Origin of the sequence: Salmonella sp. SAL-020 (assembly GCF_017372215.1) — a bacterium.
Classification (GTDB): Bacteria; Pseudomonadota; Gammaproteobacteria; order Enterobacterales; family Enterobacteriaceae; genus Salmonella; species Salmonella enterica.
The window spans coordinates 4,622,817-4,643,036 of the sequence record NZ_CP071690.1; the positions used below are offsets into that span (position 1 = coordinate 4,622,817).

11 protein-coding genes, 3 tRNA genes, 3 rRNA genes and 1 pseudogene are annotated in these 20,220 nt (G+C 52.9%); 5 read left to right on the forward strand and 13 right to left on the reverse strand.

The genetic code is table 11. The features are described from left to right. The first annotated feature begins 96 nt into the window (after positions 1 to 96). Positions 97 to 945: an HTH-type transcriptional regulator HdfR gene (gene hdfR / locus J1G48_RS22360; protein WP_001541181.1), complete on the forward strand. Its 849-nt coding sequence runs from the start codon at positions 97 to 99 to the stop codon at positions 943 to 945. A 101-nt stretch (positions 946 to 1,046) separates the two neighbouring features. Here hdfR and J1G48_RS22365 read toward each other — a convergent pair. The 6 genes from J1G48_RS22365 to J1G48_RS22390 all read right to left on the reverse strand — a co-directional run bounded on the left by J1G48_RS22365 (position 1,047) and on the right by J1G48_RS22390 (position 6,377). Further along, positions 1,047 to 1,122 (reverse strand) — tRNA-Trp (locus J1G48_RS22365). Positions 1,123 to 1,130: 8 nt separating this feature from the next. Next, a tRNA-Asp gene (locus tag J1G48_RS22370) sits at positions 1,131 to 1,207 on the reverse strand. A 54-nt stretch (positions 1,208 to 1,261) separates the two neighbouring features. Continuing rightward, positions 1,262 to 1,377 (reverse strand): 5S ribosomal RNA (gene rrf, locus J1G48_RS22375). A gap of 197 nt (positions 1,378 to 1,574) precedes the next feature. Further along, positions 1,575 to 4,481, reverse strand: a 23S ribosomal RNA gene (locus J1G48_RS22380). Positions 4,482 to 4,674: 193 nt separating this feature from the next. Then, a tRNA-Glu gene (locus J1G48_RS22385) sits at positions 4,675 to 4,750 on the reverse strand. Positions 4,751 to 4,835: 85 nt separating this feature from the next. Further along, a 16S ribosomal RNA gene (locus J1G48_RS22390) occupies positions 4,836 to 6,377 on the reverse strand. The 16S, 23S and 5S rRNA genes sit together here with 3 tRNA genes alongside, the layout of an rRNA operon. A 480-nt stretch (positions 6,378 to 6,857) precedes the next feature. On the opposite strand from J1G48_RS22390, the gene J1G48_RS22395 reads away from it, so the two are divergent. Both J1G48_RS22395 and mdtD read left to right on the forward strand, forming a co-directional pair. Continuing rightward, positions 6,858 to 7,562, forward strand: coding sequence for a FadR/GntR family transcriptional regulator (locus tag J1G48_RS22395; protein WP_001131148.1), 705 nt, complete (start codon positions 6,858 to 6,860; stop codon positions 7,560 to 7,562). An 11-nt stretch (positions 7,563 to 7,573) separates the two neighbouring features. Next, a pseudogene (gene mdtD, locus J1G48_RS22400) lies at positions 7,574 to 8,997 on the forward strand (multidrug transporter subunit MdtD). Here the strand turns inward: mdtD and rbsR are convergent. The 7 genes from rbsR to kup all read right to left on the reverse strand — a co-directional run bounded on the left by rbsR (position 8,963) and on the right by kup (position 16,930). Next, a complete protein-coding gene (gene rbsR, locus J1G48_RS22405; protein WP_000224487.1) occupies positions 8,963 to 9,961 on the reverse strand; it encodes a ribose operon transcriptional repressor RbsR in 999 nt (332 codons plus the stop codon). The pseudogene mdtD and the gene rbsR overlap by 35 nt on opposite strands. A gap of 3 nt (positions 9,962 to 9,964) precedes the next feature. Continuing rightward, positions 9,965 to 10,894, reverse strand: a complete 930-nt coding sequence (gene rbsK / locus J1G48_RS22410; protein ID WP_000844728.1) for a ribokinase — start codon at positions 10,892 to 10,894, stop codon at positions 9,965 to 9,967. A gap of 132 nt (positions 10,895 to 11,026) precedes the next feature. Further along, positions 11,027 to 11,917, reverse strand: a complete 891-nt coding sequence (rbsB, locus tag J1G48_RS22415; protein WP_001056260.1) for a ribose ABC transporter substrate-binding protein RbsB — start codon at positions 11,915 to 11,917, stop codon at positions 11,027 to 11,029. Between the two features lie 24 nt (positions 11,918 to 11,941). Then, the gene (rbsC, locus tag J1G48_RS22420; RefSeq protein ID WP_000211345.1) at positions 11,942 to 12,907 is read right to left on the reverse strand and encodes a ribose ABC transporter permease; all 966 of its coding nucleotides are present in this window, start codon (positions 12,905 to 12,907) and stop codon (positions 11,942 to 11,944) included. Positions 12,908 to 12,912: 5 nt separating this feature from the next. Next, positions 12,913 to 14,418, reverse strand: a complete 1,506-nt coding sequence (rbsA, locus tag J1G48_RS22425) for a ribose ABC transporter ATP-binding protein RbsA (RefSeq protein WP_000339359.1) — start codon at positions 14,416 to 14,418, stop codon at positions 12,913 to 12,915. A 7-nt stretch (positions 14,419 to 14,425) separates the two neighbouring features. Continuing rightward, complete coding sequence (gene rbsD, locus J1G48_RS22430; protein ID WP_000715944.1) at positions 14,426 to 14,845, reverse strand: D-ribose pyranase; 420 nt, start codon at positions 14,843 to 14,845, stop codon at positions 14,426 to 14,428. 216 nt (positions 14,846 to 15,061) lie between these two features. Then, entirely contained in the window at positions 15,062 to 16,930 is a 1,869-nt protein-coding gene (gene kup / locus J1G48_RS22435; RefSeq protein ID WP_000102338.1) for a low affinity potassium transporter Kup, read from the reverse strand. Between the two features lie 347 nt (positions 16,931 to 17,277). Between kup and ravA the strand changes: the two genes are divergently transcribed. Next, entirely contained in the window at positions 17,278 to 18,774 is a 1,497-nt protein-coding gene (gene ravA / locus J1G48_RS22440; protein WP_000940987.1) for an ATPase RavA, read from the forward strand. Beyond that, entirely contained in the window at positions 18,768 to 20,219 is a 1,452-nt protein-coding gene (viaA, locus tag J1G48_RS22445; RefSeq protein WP_000956588.1) for an ATPase RavA stimulator ViaA, read from the forward strand. The genes ravA and viaA overlap by 7 nt, the downstream gene beginning before the upstream one ends. Position 20,220 lies beyond the last annotated feature (1 nt).

Genomic DNA, 20,220 nt, shown 5'->3' on the forward strand with positions numbered 1-20,220 from the left:
CCTAATTCTTTGTCTGAGCTATTTATGGCGCGGAGTATTAGTTACGCTTGACAGAGTGTAAAACAAAACATTTAAATCATAACGACAAATAATTTTGTGGAGAGCACAGTGGATACGGAATTGTTAAAAACTTTCCTGGAAGTTAGCCGGACACGCCATTTCGGGCGGGCCGCAGAAGCACTTTACCTGACGCAATCCGCGGTGAGCTTTCGTATCAGGCAACTGGAGAATCAACTGGGCGTAAACCTTTTTACGCGGCACAGAAACAATATCCGTTTAACCACGGCTGGCGAAAAACTTTTACCGTATGCGGAAACGCTGATGAATACGTGGCAGGCGGCACGTAAAGAGGTGGCGCATACCTCACGCCATAACGAGTTTTCCATCGGCGCCAGCGCGTCTTTATGGGAGTGTATGCTTAACGCCTGGCTGGGGCGACTGTACCAACTACAGGAGCCGCAAAGCGGCCTGCAGTTCGAAGCCAGAATCGCTCAACGGCAATCGCTTGTGAAGCAACTTCATGAACGCCAGCTTGATCTCCTCATTACTACCGAAGCGCCCAAAATGGATGAGTTCAGCAGTCAGCTGTTAGGGCACTTCACTTTGGCGTTATATTGCAGCAGCCCTGCCCGTAAGAAATCAGAACTCAATTATCTGCGGCTGGAGTGGGGACCAGACTTCCAACAGCATGAAACAGGGCTGATCGCAGCAGATGAAGTGCCGGTATTAACAACCAGCTCAGCCGAACTCGCCCGACAGCAGCTTAGCGCATTAAATGGCTGTAGCTGGCTTCCTGTAAACTGGGCAAATGAAAAGGGCGGATTACATACCGTTGCCGACAGCGCAACGCTTTCACGGCCACTATACGCTATTTGGCTGCAAAACAGCGATAAATACTCGCTGATCTGCGATCTGTTAAAAACGGATGTGCTGGATGAACAATGAAAATGATGAAAAGAAAAAGAAGGGAACTTACGATTACCTGATCAGATAATCAGGTAATTTTAGGCAAAAAAAAATCCTTAGCAGATGCAAAGGATTATTTCTGGCAGGGGCGGAGAGACTCGAACTCCCAACACCCGGTTTTGGAGACCGGTGCTCTACCAATTGAACTACGCCCCTAATTAGGGTGGCGGAACGGACGGGACTCGAACCCGCGACCCCCTGCGTGACAGGCAGGTATTCTAACCAACTGAACTACCGCTCCACCGAATTCTTTTACAACCACTGATTTTTACATCAGTTTACTGCTTAATTTGATGCCTGGCAGTTCCCTACTCTCGCATGGGGAGACCCCACACTACCATCGGCGCTACGGCGTTTCACTTCTGAGTTCGGCATGGGGTCAGGTGGGACCACCGCGCTAGTGCCGCCAGGCAAATTCTTTGTGCTCTGTACGCAATTCTTTATCGCATCAGCGGCGTTGCCTGCGCTCGTAAACTCAGTCACATACTTCTGTATGCTCCTTCCTTTCCTTCGCTTGCCGCCTTGCTGCTGCGCAAAGTATTGCGTACTCAACTCTGAATCACTGCTGAAAATCGTCTTCTCATCCGCCAAAACATCTTCGGCGTTGTAAGGTTAAGCCTCACGGTTCATTAGTACCGGTTAGCTCAACGCATCGCTGCGCTTACACACCCGGCCTATCAACGTCGTCGTCTTCAACGTTCCTTCAGGAGACTTTAAGTCTCAGGGAGAACTCATCTCGGGGCAAGTTTCGTGCTTAGATGCTTTCAGCACTTATCTCTTCCGCATTTAGCTACCGGGCAGTGCCATTGGCATGACAACCCGAACACCAGTGATGCGTCCACTCCGGTCCTCTCGTACTAGGAGCAGCCCCCCTCAGTTCTCCAGCGCCCACGGCAGATAGGGACCGAACTGTCTCACGACGTTCTAAACCCAGCTCGCGTACCACTTTAAATGGCGAACAGCCATACCCTTGGGACCTACTTCAGCCCCAGGATGTGATGAGCCGACATCGAGGTGCCAAACACCGCCGTCGATATGAACTCTTGGGCGGTATCAGCCTGTTATCCCCGGAGTACCTTTTATCCGTTGAGCGATGGCCCTTCCATTCAGAACCACCGGATCACTATGACCTGCTTTCGCACCTGCTCGCGCCGTCACGCTCGCAGTCAAGCTGGCTTATGCCATTGCACTAACCTCCTGATGTCCGACCAGGATTAGCCAACCTTCGTGCTCCTCCGTTACTCTTTAGGAGGAGACCGCCCCAGTCAAACTACCCACCAGACACTGTCCGCAACCCGGGTAACGGGTCCACGTTAGAACATCAAACATTAAAGGGTGGTATTTCAAGGTCGGCTCCATGCAGACTGGCGTCCACACTTCAAAGCCTCCCACCTATCCTACACATCAAGGCTCAATGTTCAGTGTCAAGCTATAGTAAAGGTTCACGGGGTCTTTCCGTCTTGCCGCGGGTACACTGCATCTTCACAGCGAGTTCAATTTCACTGAGTCTCGGGTGGAGACAGCCTGGCCATCATTACGCCATTCGTGCAGGTCGGAACTTACCCGACAAGGAATTTCGCTACCTTAGGACCGTTATAGTTACGGCCGCCGTTTACCGGGGCTTCGATCAGGAGCTTCGCTTGCGCTGACCCCATCAATTAACCTTCCGGCACCGGGCAGGCGTCACACCGTATACGTCCACTTTCGTGTTTGCACAGTGCTGTGTTTTTAATAAACAGTTGCAGCCAGCTGGTATCTTCGACTGACTTCAGCTCCATGAGTAAATCACTTCACCTACGTGTCAGCGTGCCTTCTCCCGAAGTTACGGCACCATTTTGCCTAGTTCCTTCACCCGAGTTCTCTCAAGCGCCTTGGTATTCTCTACCTGACCACCTGTGTCGGTTTGGGGTACGATTTGATGTTACCTGATGCTTAGAGGCTTTTCCTGGAAGCAGGGCATTTGTTGCTTCAGCACCGTAGTGCCTCGTCGTCACGCCTCAGTGTTAAAGTGAACCGGATTTACCTGGAACACACACCTACACGCTTAAACCGGGACAACCGTCGCCCGGCCAACATAGCCTTCTCCGTCCCCCCTTCGCAGTAACACCAAGTACGGGAATATTAACCCGTTTCCCATCGACTACGCCTTTCGGCCTCGCCTTAGGGGTCGACTCACCCTGCCCCGATTAACGTTGGACAGGAACCCTTGGTCTTCCGGCGAGCGGGCTTTTCACCCGCTTTATCGTTACTTATGTCAGCATTCGCACTTCTGATACCTCCAGCATGCCTCACGACACACCTTCACAGGCTTACAGAACGCTCCCCTACCCAACAACACACAGTGTCGCTGCCGCAGCTTCGGTGCATGGTTTAGCCCCGTTACATCTTCCGCGCAGGCCGACTCGACCAGTGAGCTATTACGCTTTCTTTAAATGATGGCTGCTTCTAAGCCAACATCCTGGCTGTCTGGGCCTTCCCACATCGTTTCCCACTTAACCATGACTTTGGGACCTTAGCTGGCGGTCTGGGTTGTTTCCCTCTTCACGACGGACGTTAGCACCCGCCGTGTGTCTCCCGTGATAACATTCTCCGGTATTCGCAGTTTGCATCGGGTTGGTAAGCCGGGATGGCCCCCTAGCCGAAACAGTGCTCTACCCCCGGAGATGAATTCACGAGGCGCTACCTAAATAGCTTTCGGGGAGAACCAGCTATCTCCCGGTTTGATTGGCCTTTCACCCCCAGCCACAGGTCATCCGCTAATTTTTCAACATTAGTCGGTTCGGTCCTCCAGTTAGTGTTACCCAACCTTCAACCTGCCCATGGCTAGATCACCGGGTTTCGGGTCTATACCCTGCAACTTAACGCCCAATTAAGACTCGGTTTCCCTCCGGCTCCCCTATTCGGTTAACCTTGCTACAGAATATAAGTCGCTGACCCATTATACAAAAGGTACGCAGTCACACAGGTAAACCTGTGCTCCCACTGCTTGTACGTACACGGTTTCAGGTTCTTTTTCACTCCCCTCGCCGGGGTTCTTTTCGCCTTTCCCTCACGGTACTGGTTCACTATCGGTCAGTCAGGAGTATTTAGCCTTGGAGGATGGTCCCCCCATATTCAGACAGGATACCACGTGTCCCGCCCTACTCATCGAGCTCACAGCACATGCGCTTTTGTGTACGGGGCTGTCACCCTGTATCGCGCGCCTTTCCAGACGCTTCCACTAACACACATGCTGATTCAGGCTCTGGGCTCCTCCCCGTTCGCTCGCCGCTACTGGGGGAATCTCGGTTGATTTCTTTTCCTCGGGGTACTTAGATGTTTCAGTTCCCCCGGTTCGCCTCATTAACCTATGGATTCAGTTAATGATAGTGTGACGAGTCACACTGGGTTTCCCCATTCGGGTATCGCCGGTTATAACGGTTCATATCACCTTACCGGCGCTTATCGCAGATTAGCACGCCCTTCATCGCCTCTGACTGCCAGGGCATCCACCGTGTACGCTTAGTCGCTTAACCTCACAACCCGAAGATGTTTCTTACGATTCATCATCGTGTTGCGAAAATTTGAGAGACTCACGAACAATTTTCGTTGTTCTGTGTTTCAATTTTCAGCTTGATCCAGATTTTTAAAGAGCAAATATCTCAAACGTGACTCGTAAGTCAGTTTTGAGATATTAAGGCAGGTGACTTTCACTCACAAACCAGCAAGTGGCGTCCCCTAGGGGATTCGAACCCCTGTTACCGCCGTGAAAGGGCGGTGTCCTGGGCCTCTAGACGAAGGGGACGTATCAGTCTGCTTCGCAAGACGCCTTGCTATTTACTTTTCATCAGACAATCTGTGTGAGCACTGCAAAGTACGCTTCTTTAAGGTAAGGAGGTGATCCAACCGCAGGTTCCCCTACGGTTACCTTGTTACGACTTCACCCCAGTCATGAATCACAAAGTGGTAAGCGCCCTCCCGAAGGTTAAGCTACCTACTTCTTTTGCAACCCACTCCCATGGTGTGACGGGCGGTGTGTACAAGGCCCGGGAACGTATTCACCGTGGCATTCTGATCCACGATTACTAGCGATTCCGACTTCATGGAGTCGAGTTGCAGACTCCAATCCGGACTACGACGCACTTTATGAGGTCCGCTTGCTCTCGCGAGGTCGCTTCTCTTTGTATGCGCCATTGTAGCACGTGTGTAGCCCTGGTCGTAAGGGCCATGATGACTTGACGTCATCCCCACCTTCCTCCAGTTTATCACTGGCAGTCTCCTTTGAGTTCCCGGCCTAACCGCTGGCAACAAAGGATAAGGGTTGCGCTCGTTGCGGGACTTAACCCAACATTTCACAACACGAGCTGACGACAGCCATGCAGCACCTGTCTCACAGTTCCCGAAGGCACAAATCCATCTCTGGATTCTTCTGTGGATGTCAAGACCAGGTAAGGTTCTTCGCGTTGCATCGAATTAAACCACATGCTCCACCGCTTGTGCGGGCCCCCGTCAATTCATTTGAGTTTTAACCTTGCGGCCGTACTCCCCAGGCGGTCTACTTAACGCGTTAGCTCCGGAAGCCACGCCTCAAGGGCACAACCTCCAAGTAGACATCGTTTACGGCGTGGACTACCAGGGTATCTAATCCTGTTTGCTCCCCACGCTTTCGCACCTGAGCGTCAGTCTTTGTCCAGGGGGCCGCCTTCGCCACCGGTATTCCTCCAGATCTCTACGCATTTCACCGCTACACCTGGAATTCTACCCCCCTCTACAAGACTCAAGCCTGCCAGTTTCGAATGCAGTTCCCAGGTTGAGCCCGGGGATTTCACATCCGACTTGACAGACCGCCTGCGTGCGCTTTACGCCCAGTAATTCCGATTAACGCTTGCACCCTCCGTATTACCGCGGCTGCTGGCACGGAGTTAGCCGGTGCTTCTTCTGCGGGTAACGTCAATTGCTGCGGTTATTAACCACAACACCTTCCTCCCCGCTGAAAGTACTTTACAACCCGAAGGCCTTCTTCATACACGCGGCATGGCTGCATCAGGCTTGCGCCCATTGTGCAATATTCCCCACTGCTGCCTCCCGTAGGAGTCTGGACCGTGTCTCAGTTCCAGTGTGGCTGGTCATCCTCTCAGACCAGCTAGGGATCGTCGCCTTGGTGAGCCGTTACCTCACCAACAAGCTAATCCCATCTGGGCACATCTGATGGCAAGAGGCCCGAAGGTCCCCCTCTTTGGTCTTGCGACGTTATGCGGTATTAGCCACCGTTTCCAGTAGTTATCCCCCTCCATCAGGCAGTTTCCCAGACATTACTCACCCGTCCGCCACTCGTCAGCAAAGCAGCAAGCTGCTTCCTGTTACCGTTCGACTTGCATGTGTTAGGCCTGCCGCCAGCGTTCAATCTGAGCCATGATCAAACTCTTCAATTTAAAAGTTTGATGCTCAAAGAATTAAACTTCGTAATGAATTACGTGTTCACTCTTGAGACTTGGTATTCGTTTTTCGTCCGAGGACGTTAAGAATCCGTATCTTCGAGTGCCCACACAGATTGTCTGATAAATTGTTAAAGAGCAGTGCCGCTTCGCTTTTTCTCAGCGGCGCGGGGTGTGCATATTACGCTTTCCCGCTTCAGAGTCAAGCGATTATTTTCGCTTTTCTCCGTGAGGTTCTGGTCTGAACCCCACTGACCCGGCGGCCTGTGTGCCGTTGTTCCGTGTCAGTGGTGGCGCATTATAGGGAGTTATTTCTGCCTGACAAGAGGAAATTTAAAATAATTTTCTGAGTGTCTCTTTTTTCATCAATAGCGTGCTTAACGTGCCATAAAATAAGCAAATTGCCGTTATTGCAACTGCAATCACACTTCCAGGTGGCATACTAATAACCAAACGAAAGAGAAAGGAAGAACATTCATGCCTTTAAGCGCACAACAATTAGCCGCACAGAAAAATCTATCCTATGTTCTGGCTGAAAAGCTGGCGCAGCGGATATTAAAGGGTGACTACGCCCCCGGTACTATTCTTCCCGGCGAAATAGAACTGGGCGAGCAGTACGGCGTAAGTCGAACGGCAGTTCGCGAAGCGGTGAAAACGTTGACGGCTAAAGGTATGGTGCTACCTCGTCCGCGCATTGGTACGCGGGTGATGCCGCAGGGAAACTGGAACTTTCTGGATCAAGAGCTGCTGACCTGGTGGATGACGGAAGAAAATTTTCATCAGGTGGTAGAGCATTTTCTGGTGATGCGTATTAGCCTGGAGCCGCAAGCCTGCCTGCTGGCGGCGACTCTTGGCACACCGGAGCAGAAAGCGCGGCTTAATGCCTTAATGGAAGAGATGGTCGCGCTGAAAAAGCATTTTAAGCGTGAACGCTGGATTGAAGTGGATATGGCGTGGCACGAGCATATCTACGAAATGAGCGCCAATCCCTTTCTAATCTCTTTTGCGACGCTATTTCATTCGGTTTATCACACTTACTTTACCTCAATCACCTATAACGAGGTGGTAAAGCTGGATTTGCACCAGGCCATTGTTGATGCCATCGCTGATGGCGACGGCGAACGCGCTTTCCAGGCCTGCCAGGCGTTGTTAATAGCGCCCAATGAGAGACCAGATAATTAACAGGATATTGAATGACCAGCAAAAAAGCGCGCAGTATGGCTGGCCTGCCGTGGATCGCGGCGATGGCCTTCTTTATGCAGGCGCTAGACGCCACCATTTTGAATACCGCTTTACCGGCTATTGCGCATAGTCTTAACCGTTCACCACTCGCCATGCAGTCCGCTATTATCAGTTATACCCTGACAGTAGCTATGTTAATTCCGGTAAGCGGCTGGCTGACCGCTTTGGTACGCGTCGCGTTTTTATGGTTGCCGTAAGTCTGTTTACGTTAGGCTCGCTGGCCTGCGCGCTCTCCAGTTCACTATCTGAATTGGTTATTTTTCGCGTCGTACAAGGCGTCGGCGGAGCGATGATGATGCCAGTGGCGCGGCTGGCGTTATTGCGAGCCTATCCGCGTAGTGAGCTGCTGCCCGTTCTTAACTTTGTCACTATGCCGGGGCTGGTAGGTCCGATTCTGGGGCCGGTATTAGGCGGCGTACTGGTGACCTGGGCAAGCTGGCACTGGATCTTCCTGATTAATATTCCCATTGGTGTTGCAGGCATTCTGTATGCCCGCAAATATATGCCCAACTTCACCACGCCGCGTCGCAAGTTTGACATGACCGGCTTCTTTCTTTTTGGGTTAAGTCTGGTTTTATTTTCCAGCGGAATGGAACTGTTTGGCGAAAAGATTGTGGCGACATGGATCGCATCCGCCATTATTTTTTGCAGTATCGTTCTACTATTGGCCTATATCCGCCACGCCCGCCGTCATCCGACACCGTTAATATCACTATCGCTGTTTAAGACACGCACATTTTCCGTCGGTATTGCCGGCAACCTCGCCACGCGTCTGGGGACAGGCTGCGTACCTTTTTTGATGCCGTTAATGCTACAGGTTGGTTTTGGCTACCCGGCTCTGATCGCCGGCTGCATGATGGCGCCGACGGCTTTGGGTTCTATTATCGCGAAATCGACCGTAACGCAGGTTTTACGACGTTTGGGATACCGGAAGACTCTGGTCGGCATTACGGTATTTATCGGTCTGATGATTGCCCAGTTTTCGTTTCAATCTCCCGCCATGCCGATCTGGATGCTCGTACTGCCGCTATTCATTCTTGGAATGGCGATGTCCACTCAATTTACGGCAATGAATACGATTACTCTTGCGGATCTGACAGACGATAACGCCAGCAGCGGCAACAGCGTTCTGGCGGTTACGCAGCAATTGTCTATCAGTTTAGGCGTGGCGATCAGCGCGGCGGTGTTACGTATTTATGAAGGTTTTGCGGGCACCAGTACCGTGGAACAGTTCCACTATACCTTTATCACGATGGGGGCGATCACTATCGTGTCCGCGCTGATGTTTATGCTGCTAAGAGCCAAAGACGGCAACAATCTGATTAAAGAACGGCATAAATCTAAACCGACCCACGCACCGTCAAAACCGGAGTAAGCTGAAGTCGCTGTTGTTGCAAGGCGGGCTGCGCCATCCGATGAATCAACACATCAATAGCCAGCTCGCCCAATTCATCTTTCGGCTGATGGATAGTCGTCAGCGGCGGCGTCATATAGCGCGCCAGCTCAATATCATCATAGCCAATGACTGCCATATCCTGCGGGATACGAAGCCCCGCCTGATATAGCGCCTGATAGGCGCCGACAGCCATCGCATCGTTTCCGGTAAAAACCGCTTGCGGTCGCTGTTGATGGGCGAGTAACGCCTGCATGGCGTCAAAGCCGCCGCCAAATTCAAAATCGCCGGTGATCTCATAGCCTTGCGGAATAGCCAGCCCTGCGCGTTTCATCGCCGCCCGATACCCTTCCAGCCGCAAACGCGCTGGCGTTTTGTCCAGCGGGCCGGTAATACAGGCTATTCGGGTAAATCCTTTATCGATAAGGTGTTGGGTGGCAAGATCACCGCCTAACAACGAATTATCCTGAATGAGATCGCTATCGCCCTCACCATCAAACGGCGACCAGTCCATCATGACGGTAGGAATAGACGGATAACGCTCCATGATTTCACGAGAAGGCTGATGCGTTTCGGTACACAGCAGCAGTAAACCGTCTACCCGTTTTTGCATCAGCGTCTCCAGGTTGCGGTTCATCCGTTGCTCGTCGCCTTCGGTATTGCACAGCACCAGACTATAACCGCGCTCAAAACAGCTTCGCTCAACGCCGCGCACCAGTTCGGAATAAAAAGGGTTGGTACTGGCGGTAATTAGCATACCAATCGTGCGGGTCTGGTTTAACTTGAGGCTTCGCGCCAGCGCGGAAGGCGCATAGTTAAGTGATTTAATCGCCGCTTCAACTTTTTCAGTAATCGTCTCACTCACAAAGCGATCTTTGTTAATAACGTGAGAGACCGTCGATGTAGAGACTCCCGCCAGGCGGGCAACATCTTTCATAGTAGCCAAGCGTTACCCCTGCTGATGTAAAAACGCTTCTATCTCTTCGCGCCACGGAACGGAAGGTTGCGCGCCTTTACGCGTTACGGCAATCGCGGCGGCGGCATGGGCAAAGCGAATCGCTTCCGGCAACGGCGTCTCCTCCAGTATCGCGGTGATAAAGGCGCCGTTAAACGTATCTCCGGCGGCAATGGTATCGACAGCCTCAACGCTAAATCCAGGAACGCGGCGGCCCTCGCCGTCTACGCTGGCCCAGACGCCACGGCTTCCTAAGGTAATTAATACGGTTCGAATGCCTTTATCATGCAAAACCTGCGCAGCTTTCGCGGCATCGTCGTCATTTTCCACACGCACGCCCGTCAGCTTTTCAGCTTCCGTTTCATTTGGCGTGATGATGTCCACCAGCGCCAGCAGTTCATCCGGTAGCTCACGGGCAGGCGCCGGGTTCAGCGCAACAGTAGTATGATGTTGATGGGCGATTTTCGCCGCCGCCAGTACGCTTTCCAGCGGCGATTCCAGCTGCATCAGTAACGCATCCGCCTGCGCGATACGTTCACGTTGCGCATCAACCAACGCCGGCGATAACGCGGCATTCGCTCCGGCATGAATACCGATGACGTTCTCGCCTTCGCCGTTAACGAAAATCAGCGCCACCCCGGTAGACTCGCCTTTAATAACGCTAACTGGCGCGATATCAATACGATCGCTGACTAATTGTTTACGAATACTGTCGCCAATATCGTCATCGCCCGTGCAGGCGATAAACGCAATATTTGCCCCGCTACGTCCCGCAGCAACCGCCTGATTCGCGCCTTTCCCGCCAAACGCGACCTGATAATGGCTACCGGTTACCGTTTCACCCGGGGTAGGGAAGGACTCAAGATTAAGGATATGATCGGCATTAATGCTGCCAAGGACGATGAGATTACCTGCGGTTTTCATATTCGGGGTTCCACGTCAAAGTGCGCCACCGGTTAGGGTGGCGCGTGCCCTGCTTTTCTTTTTTTACGTTCACCTCAGCGGAGGCTCGCGTATTTCTGTCGCCATCAGGCCATAGTTGACCCGTGTCGTTTATTACTGCTTGATGACCAGTTTCAGGTCAACCGGATATTTGGCCTGAACTTTTTCGCCTTTCAGCACCTTATCCGCCACTTCAACGCCTTTGGCGCCGATTTGATCCGGTAACTGAGCGATAGTCGCTGCCAGTTTGCCATCTTTTACGGCCTTTTCGCCATCCGGCGTACCGTCAAATCCAACCACCATCACATCTGCTTTACCGGCAGTTTGCAGCGCGCGCAGTGCGCCCAGCGCCATTTCATCGTTCTGGGCGAAGACAGCCTGAACATCCGGATGCGCGGTCAGCAGGTTCTGCATGACGTTCAGACCCTTAGTACGGTCGAAATCGGCAGGCTGGCTGGCCAGGACATTAAATTTGTGGGCGGCTACCGCCTGCTGGAAACCTTCGCCACGCTCACGCGCCGCAGATGTTCCGGCAATGCCTTGCAACTCAATCACTTTGGCGCCTTCGCCAGCTTTTTTCGCGATATAGTCGCCAGCGATCTTACCGCCCAGCACGTTATCAGACGCGATATGGCTGACGACATCGCCTTTGGTTGCCTGGCGGTCAAGCGTGATAACCGGAATCTTCGCCTGGTTAGCCATCTTCACCGCGTTACCCACCGCATCGGAGTCAGTCGGGTTGATCAGCAAAATTTTGGTCCCGCGAACGGTTAAATCCTGCACGTTCGCCAGCTCTTTGGCAGGGTTGTTCTGGGAGTCCAGCACCACCAGGTTATAACCCAGTTTATCCGCCTCTTTTTGCGCCCCGTCTTTTAACGACACGAAGAAGGGATTATTGAGGGTAGAGATCACCAGCGCAATGGTGTCCTTCGCCATTGCATTCGCGCTCACGGTGGCGCTCAGCGCAACAGCAGATACCAGGGTAGCCAGTTTTTTCATGTTCATATTTCAGATGTCCTGTAGTCGTTGTTACTGCTTTTTGTTGTCTACCAGTACCGCCAGCAAAATCACCACCGCTTTGACGATCATCTGGTAATAGGAGGAAACACCTAACAAATTCAAACCATTATTAAGGAAGCCGAGAATCAATGCGCCGATCAATGTCCCAACAATGCGTCCTTTACCGCCTGCAAGGCTGGTGCCGCCCAGCACCACGGCGGCAATAGCATCCAGCTCATAGCCGGTACCCGCCGTCGGCTGCGCGGAAGAGAGGCGCGCCACTTCAATGATGCCCGCCAGCGACGCTGTCAGGCCGCAAAGTGAATAGACGATAATTTTCACTTTGCTCACGCTAATGCCAGACAGGCGCGTCGCCGCTTCGTTACCGCCCAGCGCGTAGATATAGCGTCCCAGACGGGTGTGATGCAGCATATACCAGGCGGCGATAAAGACGATAGCCATGATCCAGACCGGCGTAGGAACGCCCAGCGGACGGCCGATACCGAACCAGCCAAACAGATCGGCGTTATCGGTAAAGCCGGTGTTGACCGGGCTACCGTCGGTGTAAACCATCGTTACACCGCGCAGTAGCAGCATCATCACCAGCGTAGCGATAAACGCCTGTACGCGGCCTTTCGCGACGATAACGCCAGTGACGGCGCCAATCGCAGCGCCCAGCGCCAGCGCGGCGGCAACCGCGACCAGCGCATTCACTTCAACGCCGACGATTGAAGCGGCAACCGCGCCGGTGAGCGCCAGCAGGGAACCGACGGACAGATCGATCCCCGATGTCAGAATCACCAACGTCATCCCCACCGCCATAATGGCGTTGACGGAGGTCTGTTGAAGAATATTGAACAGATTATTAACGGTAAAAAAGTTGGGGCTCAACGTCGAAACAATCGCGATCAACACCAGCAGGGCAATGAGCGACTTCTGCTCAAGAAGCCACGCTTTAGTGAAATAACGGCGACCAGAAACAGCCTGGGTTGTCATCTTTTTTACTCCTGATTCACGCGATTAAGCTTGCCCACTGCGGCAGCCATTAACACTTCCTGGGTGGCCTGCTCGCGAGTAAATTCACCGCTGAGATGCCCTTCATGCATGACGATGATGCGATCGCTCATGCCTAATACTTCTGGCATCTCAGATGAGACCAGAATGATGCTCAGGCCGTCGGCCTTAAACTGGTTGATAAGCTGATAAATCTCTTTCTTGGCGCCGACGTCCACGCCGCGGGTCGGCTCGTCGAGAATGAGCACTTTCGGGCGCGTCATCAACCCGCGGGCAATCGCCACTTTTTGCTGATTACCGCCAGAAAGCAGGCCTATCGCCTGTTCCATTGACGGCGTCTTGACGTTGAACAGACGGATAAAATCCCCCACCGCCTGCTGCTCATCTTTGTGTTTCAGGCTTCCGCCAGCGCGGCTGAAATAGTCCAGCGCCGTCAGCGACATATTCTCTTTAACTGACATGCCGAGCACCAGTCCATCGCGCTTACGGTCTTCAGAGATATAAACGATGCCATTGGCCAGTCCGTCCTGCGGAGAACGCGTCACCACTTCGTGTCCATCAAGCGTCACGTAACCGCTGGTTCGCGGCATCGCGCCGTACAATACTTTCATCAGCTCGGTGCGACCGGCGCCCATCAGGCCGGAGATGCCAAGGATCTCGCCTTTTCGCAGCACAAAAGAGACATCATTCACGCCCGGTCCGCACAGATTATCGACCTTCAGGCGAATCTCACCCGGCGCGTTATCCAGATGCGGGTACTGATCTTCCAACTTACGTCCCACCATCATTTCGATAAGAGAATCTTCGGTCAACGTGGCCACTTCACGCTCGGCGATAAATTGCCCATCGCGGAAGACCGTCACGTCATCGCAAATTTCGAAGATCTCTTTCATACGGTGGGAGATATAGACAATGCCGCGCCCCTGCGATTTTAATTCGCGGATAACGCGGAACAGAGAGTCGGTTTCAGTGTCGGTCAGCGCATCGGTCGGTTCATCCATAATGATGACTTTGGATTCGAAGCTCAGCACTTTGGCGATTTCCACCATTTGCTGATCGCCGATAGAGAGTTCGCCCACCAGCTTATCGCTCTTAAAACGCAGATTGAGTTTGGCTAAGAGGTGGTCGGCTTCGGCATACATCTTTTTCCAGTCGATTTTGCCAAAGCGATTCACAAACTCACGGCCCAGGAAGATGTTTTCCGCAATGGTCAACTGCGGAATCAGGTTCAGTTCCTGATGAATAATGCCGATCCCGGCTTCCTGAGACGATTTAGGCCCATTAAAGGTGGTCTCTTTACCCAGCCATAACAACGATCCCGCATCTCGCGTATAGATGCCGGTTAATACTTTCATCATGGTGGATTTTCCGGCGCCGTTTTCCCCCACCAGCGCCATAACGCGGCCAGGATAAACGTTTAACGCGGCGCCGGAGAGAGCCTTCACGCCGGGGAACGCTTTATCGATCCCTTTGAGTTGCAGTAATGCGTCCATAGCGGCCTCAGAACGTAACGCCAGCGCAAAGAATGACGTTCGCATACGGGGAACACTCCCCGCTGCGAATCACCGCCTGACTGTCTGCAGTCAATTTTTTGAATTGTTCGTGTGTCGTATAACTAATTTTTATGGTGTTTCCCTGGTGTTGCTGCAGTTGCTCAAGGTGAGTGAGCAACGTTTCGTGGAGCTGCGGATTCTGTTGTTTGATTTCCGTTGCAAGAATCGCCGCCTCAACCTGCATTTCCCGGGTCACGACATCCACCACCTGCATAAAAGAAGGTACGCCCTGGGTTAGTGCCATATCGATACGCGCGGTGCTATTCGGGATGGGTAAACCCGCATCACAGACCACCAGAGTATCAGTATGCCCCAGACGGGAAATGACCGACGAGATTTCAGAGTTGAGTACGGTGCCTTTCTTCATTTTTCTGCTCCACTAGCGAAACGTTTCGCTGGCCGCAGTGTAACCCTGGATGTGTTCATAAAACCATCATGACGTAACAGAATTGTGATCGCCGTCGAAACGTTTCGCTAGCGGAAATCAGGTGAAGATAATCGCCATCAGGCGATTATCTTGTGGGAATCTACGGATTGGTCAGGCCGGGTAAGCCAACGCGGCCCCCGGCATGTTGATGGGAGGTTAAATCTCGACCTGCGTACCTAACTCAATCACGCGGTTAGGCGGGATCTCGAACTGATCCGGCGCGCGCAGGGCGTTGCGTTGCAACAACAAATACAGCTTGCCACGCAGACGCAAATACCACGGGCGTTTGCCGACAATCAACGACTCGTGCGACATAAAGAACGACGTTTCCATCATCCGACAGCTAAGCCCTTCCAGACCGCAGCGGTGGAACACCTCTTCAACGTTTGGCGTTTCGCGCCAGCCGTAGCTAGCCACCACGCGCCAGAATGTCGGAGACAACTGCTCAATCTGCACCCGGCGAACGTTATGCACATATGGCGCATCTTCTGTACGCAACGTCAGTAAGATTACGCGCTCATGCAACACTTTGTTGTGCTTCAGGTTATGCAATAAAGCAAAAGGGATCACACTGAGCGCGCGCGACATGTATACGGCAGTACCCGGCACCCGAACCGGCGGTGACTTCTCCAGCGAAGCAATCATCGCTTCCAGCGAATTACCGTGTTCATGCATACGACGCAACAGACGGAAACGCTCGCTCTTCCAGGTGGTCATGATCGTGAACATGATCAGACCCAGGCTCAGCGGCAGCCAACCGCCGGACAACAATTTATCGAGGTTAGCCGAGAACAGCGGGATATCCACGCACAGGAATGCGATGAGGATCAGCGCGACAAAATATTTGTTCCAGTGCCAGTTCTTACGCGCCACGGTCGTAGAAAGAATAGACGTCAGCACCATCGTGCCGGTCACGGCGATACCATAGGCCGCCGCCAGGTTGCTGGAGTGCTCAAAGCTAACAATAACAACCACGACCGCGAAATAAAGCAGCCAGTTAACGAAAGGGATATAGATCTGACCGGACTCCATCTCGGAGGTATGGATAATGCGCATTGGCGACAAATAGCCAAGACGCACGGCCTGACGCGTCAGCGAAAAGACGCCGGAAATGACCGCCTGGGAGGCGATCACCGTCGCCAGCGCGGCCAGAATCAGCAGCGGAATTAACGCCCAGTCCGGCGCCAACAGGAAGAAGGGGTTTTTAATCGCTTCCGGATGCTTAAGTAGCAATGCGCCCTGACCAAAGTAGTTCAGTACTAACGACGGCAATACCACGGTAAACCACGCCAGGCGAATCGGGAACTTACCGAAGTGTCCCATATCGGCGTACAACGCCTCTACGCCGGTAATCGACAGCACCACCGCGCCCAACGCAATAAATGATACGGTTTTATATTCAAGGAAAAAACGTACCGCCCAGACAGGATTCAGCGCATGTAACACTTCGGGATTGGCGATAATACTGCGCAGGCCAAGTACCGCCAGGATTAAAAACCAGGTCAGCATGATCGGCGCAAAGAGTTTCCCTACCATTCCCGTACCGTGCTTCTGAATCATAAACAACAGAGTCAGCACAATAATGGAGAGCGGGACAATCCAGGTGTCCAGCTGCGGCGCGACAATCTCCAGGCCTTCAATCGCCGACATCACCGAAATCGCCGGCGTAATGACCACTTCGCCATAGAAAAAGCTGCCGCCTATCAGTCCCATGATAACTAACATGGATGTGGTGCGCGCCGAGGTATTACGCCCGGCAAGCGACATCAGCGTCAAAATTCCACCTTCACCCGCGTTATCGGCGCGCATCACGAAGGTGAGATATTTGATGGAAACCACAAAGATGAGTAGCCAGAAGATCAGCGACAGAAAACCAAACACGGCATCTCGTTCAACGCCAAAACCAAACTGACCGGACAAACATTCACGAAGCGTATAAAGCGGGCTGGTACCAATATCACCGTAGACAACCCCAATAGCTGCGAGGGTAATCGCAGGCAACGATTGCTTATTATCAGTGCTCATAGACTCATCTTTCGTTTATACACGTCACCCTTCACGCTACCTCCTTGTCGGCTGCATTCGCTTACCCCAGTCACACGTTTAAGTCAGTGCCAGGGGATTCACTCCTTTGCCGCCTTGATGTAGTTTGAATGAATGAGTGTATAGATATGAAATGTGTGCTTAGTCCCTTGGCCCACAAAAAAGCGCACAGTATGCACGATTAATCATAAAATCGTACCCCTAAATGAAGCCAGATTAACCTGGCTCAAAGAAAAATAAACAGCGCGTCAGACGATTACAGCCCCGGTGGTGAAACGTCTATACTCGCAATTAGCATGATCCATTTGTCGAAAGGACGCCTCTTTATTATGGCTCACCCACATTTATTAGCGGAAAGAATTTCCCGTCTGAGCAGCGCCCTTGAGAAGGGACTGTATGAACGTAGTCATGCCATACGCCTTTGCCTACTGGCGGCGTTAAGCGGTGAGAGCGTCTTTTTGTTGGGCCCGCCCGGTATCGCCAAGAGTCTGATTGCCCGCCGCCTGAAGTTTGCTTTCCAGCGCGCCCGCGCTTTTGAATATCTGATGACACGCTTTTCCACGCCGGAAGAGGTTTTTGGCCCGCTCTCTATTCAGGCGCTGAAAGATGAAGGTCGCTATGAACGCTTAACGACCGGCTACCTTCCCGAAGCCGAAATCGTTTTTCTGGATGAAATCTGGAAAGCCGGGCCCGCTATCCTGAACACATTGCTGACCGCCATTAACGAACGCCATTTCCGCAACGGCGCATTTGAGGAAAAAATTCCGATGCGGCTGCTGGTGGCGGCCTCTAACGAACTGCCCGAAGCGGACAGCAGCCTGGAAGCCTTGTACGACCGAATGTTGATTCGTCTGTGGCTGGATAAAGTTCAGGATAAAGCCAATTTCCGCTCCATGCTGGTTAGTCAGCAGGATGAGAGTGATAACCCGGTCCCCGCCTCGTTACAGGTAAGCGACGAAGAATATCAACAGTGGCAAAAAGATATCGGCGCGATTTCACTGCCTGATCCGGTCTTTGAGCTGATATTTACTCTGCGCCAACAGCTGGATAATTTGCCGAATGCGCCTTATGTCTCCGACCGTCGCTGGAAGAAAGCCATCCGCCTGTTACAGGCCAGCGCCTTCTTTAGCGGACGTGACGCGGTTGCGCCGATTGACCTTATCCTGCTAAAAGATTGCTTGTGGTATGACGCGCAGAGTCTGAATCTCATGCAACAGCAACTGGAAATATTGATGACCGGACACGCCTGGCAGCAGCAGGCCATGCTGACTCGCCTCGGCGGTATTGTCCAGCGCCGCCTCCAGTTGCAGCAACAGCAAAGCGATAAAACCGCCTTCACCGTCATTAAAGAAGGCGGTATGTTCAGCCGCCGCCCGCATTACACTTTACCGCCGGAAGCCAGTGCGTCAACGTTGACGTTATTGCTACAAAAACCGCTAAAACTGCATGATATGGAAGTGATCCATATTACCTTTGACCGCAGCGCGCTGGAACTTTGGCTGACCAAAGGCGGCGAGATCCGCGGCAAACTGAACGGGATCGGCTTTGCCCAAACGCTGAATATGGAAGTCGATAACGCTCAACATCTGGTGGTGCGCGACATCAGTCTACAAGGTACCCGTCTGGCGTTACCGGGAGCGGCTGAAGACAGTATGCCTGCGGAGATCAAACAGCAGCTGGAAACGTTAGAAAACGACTGGCGCCAGCAGCATACTCGCTTCAGCGAGCAGCAACATTGCCTGTTTATTCACAGCGACTGGTTAGGGCGCATTGAGGCCAGCCTGCAGGATGTAGGAGAACAGATCCGCCAGGCGCAACAATGCTGACGCTGGATACGCTAAATACCATGCTGGCCGTCAGCGAAGAGGGAATGGTCGAAGAGATGATCCTCGCGCTACTGGCTTCCCCACAACTGGTCATTTTCTTTGAAAAGTTTCCGCGTTTAAAAAACGCCGTGACCGCCGATCTCCCGCGCTGGCGGGAAGCGCTACGCAGCCGTCTTAAAGACGCACGCGTTCCGCCGGAACTCACGGAAGAGGTCATGTGTTATCAGCAAAGCCAACTTCTCTCTACCCCACAGTTCATCGTGCAACTGCCGCAAATACTGGCGTTGCTTCACCGCCTGCATTCACCGTATGCCGCGCAGGCGAAGCAGTTGACGGAGAGCAACAGTACCTTTACCCCTGCGCTACACACGCTTTTTTTGCAACGCTGGCGGTTAAGTCTGGTCGTGCAGGCCACCACGTTAAATCAGCAACTACTGGAAGAAGAGCGCGAGCAGTTGCTGAGTGACGTTCAGGAACGGATGACGCTGAGCGGGCAACTGGAACCGACGCTGGCGGAAAATGATAATGCCGCAGGCCGCCTGTGGGATATGAGCGCGGGCCAGCTTAAACGTGGTGATTATCAACTGATCGTAAAATACGGCGAATTTCTCGCCGCCCAGCCGGAGCTAATGCAACTGGCGGAACAACTGGGACGTTCGCGGGAAGCCAAATCGGTACCGAAAAAAGACGCGCCGATGGAAACCTTTCGTACACTGGTACGCGAACCCGCAACGGTGCCGGAGCAGGTTGACGGTATACAGCAAGGCGATGATATTCTGCGCCTGTTGCCGCCAGAGCTGGCGACGCTCGGCATCACCGAGCTGGAATATGAATTTTACCGCCGGTTAGTGGAAAAACAGCTCCTCACCTATCGCCTGCATGGCGAAGCGTGGCGTGAGAAAGTGACCGAACGGCCGGTAGTACACCAGGATGTCGACGAGCAGCCGCGCGGACCGTTTATTGTCTGCGTCGATACTTCAGGCTCGATGGGAGGATTTAACGAGCAGTGCGCAAAAGCGTTCTGCCTGGCGTTGATGCGCGTTGCGCTGGCGGATAACCGCCGCTGCTTTATTATGCTGTTTTCCACTGACGTTGTGCGTTATGAACTCTCCGGCCCGGAAGGTATCGAGCAGGCTATCCGCTTTTTAAGTCAACGTTTTCGCGGCGGCACGGATATCGCCAGCTGTTTTCGCGCCATTATTGAAAGAATGCAGGGACGGGAATGGTTTGATGCCGATGCGGTGGTCATTTCGGATTTTATCGCCCAGCGCTTGCCGGATGACGTGGTGAGCAAAGTGGGAGAGTTGCAGCGTCTTCACCAGCATCGATTCCATGCGGTGGCGATGTCGGCGCACGGCAAACCCGGCATCATGCGCATTTTCGATCATATCTGGCGCTTTGACACCGGGATGCGAAGCCGCCTGCTGAGACGCTGGCGGCGCTAAC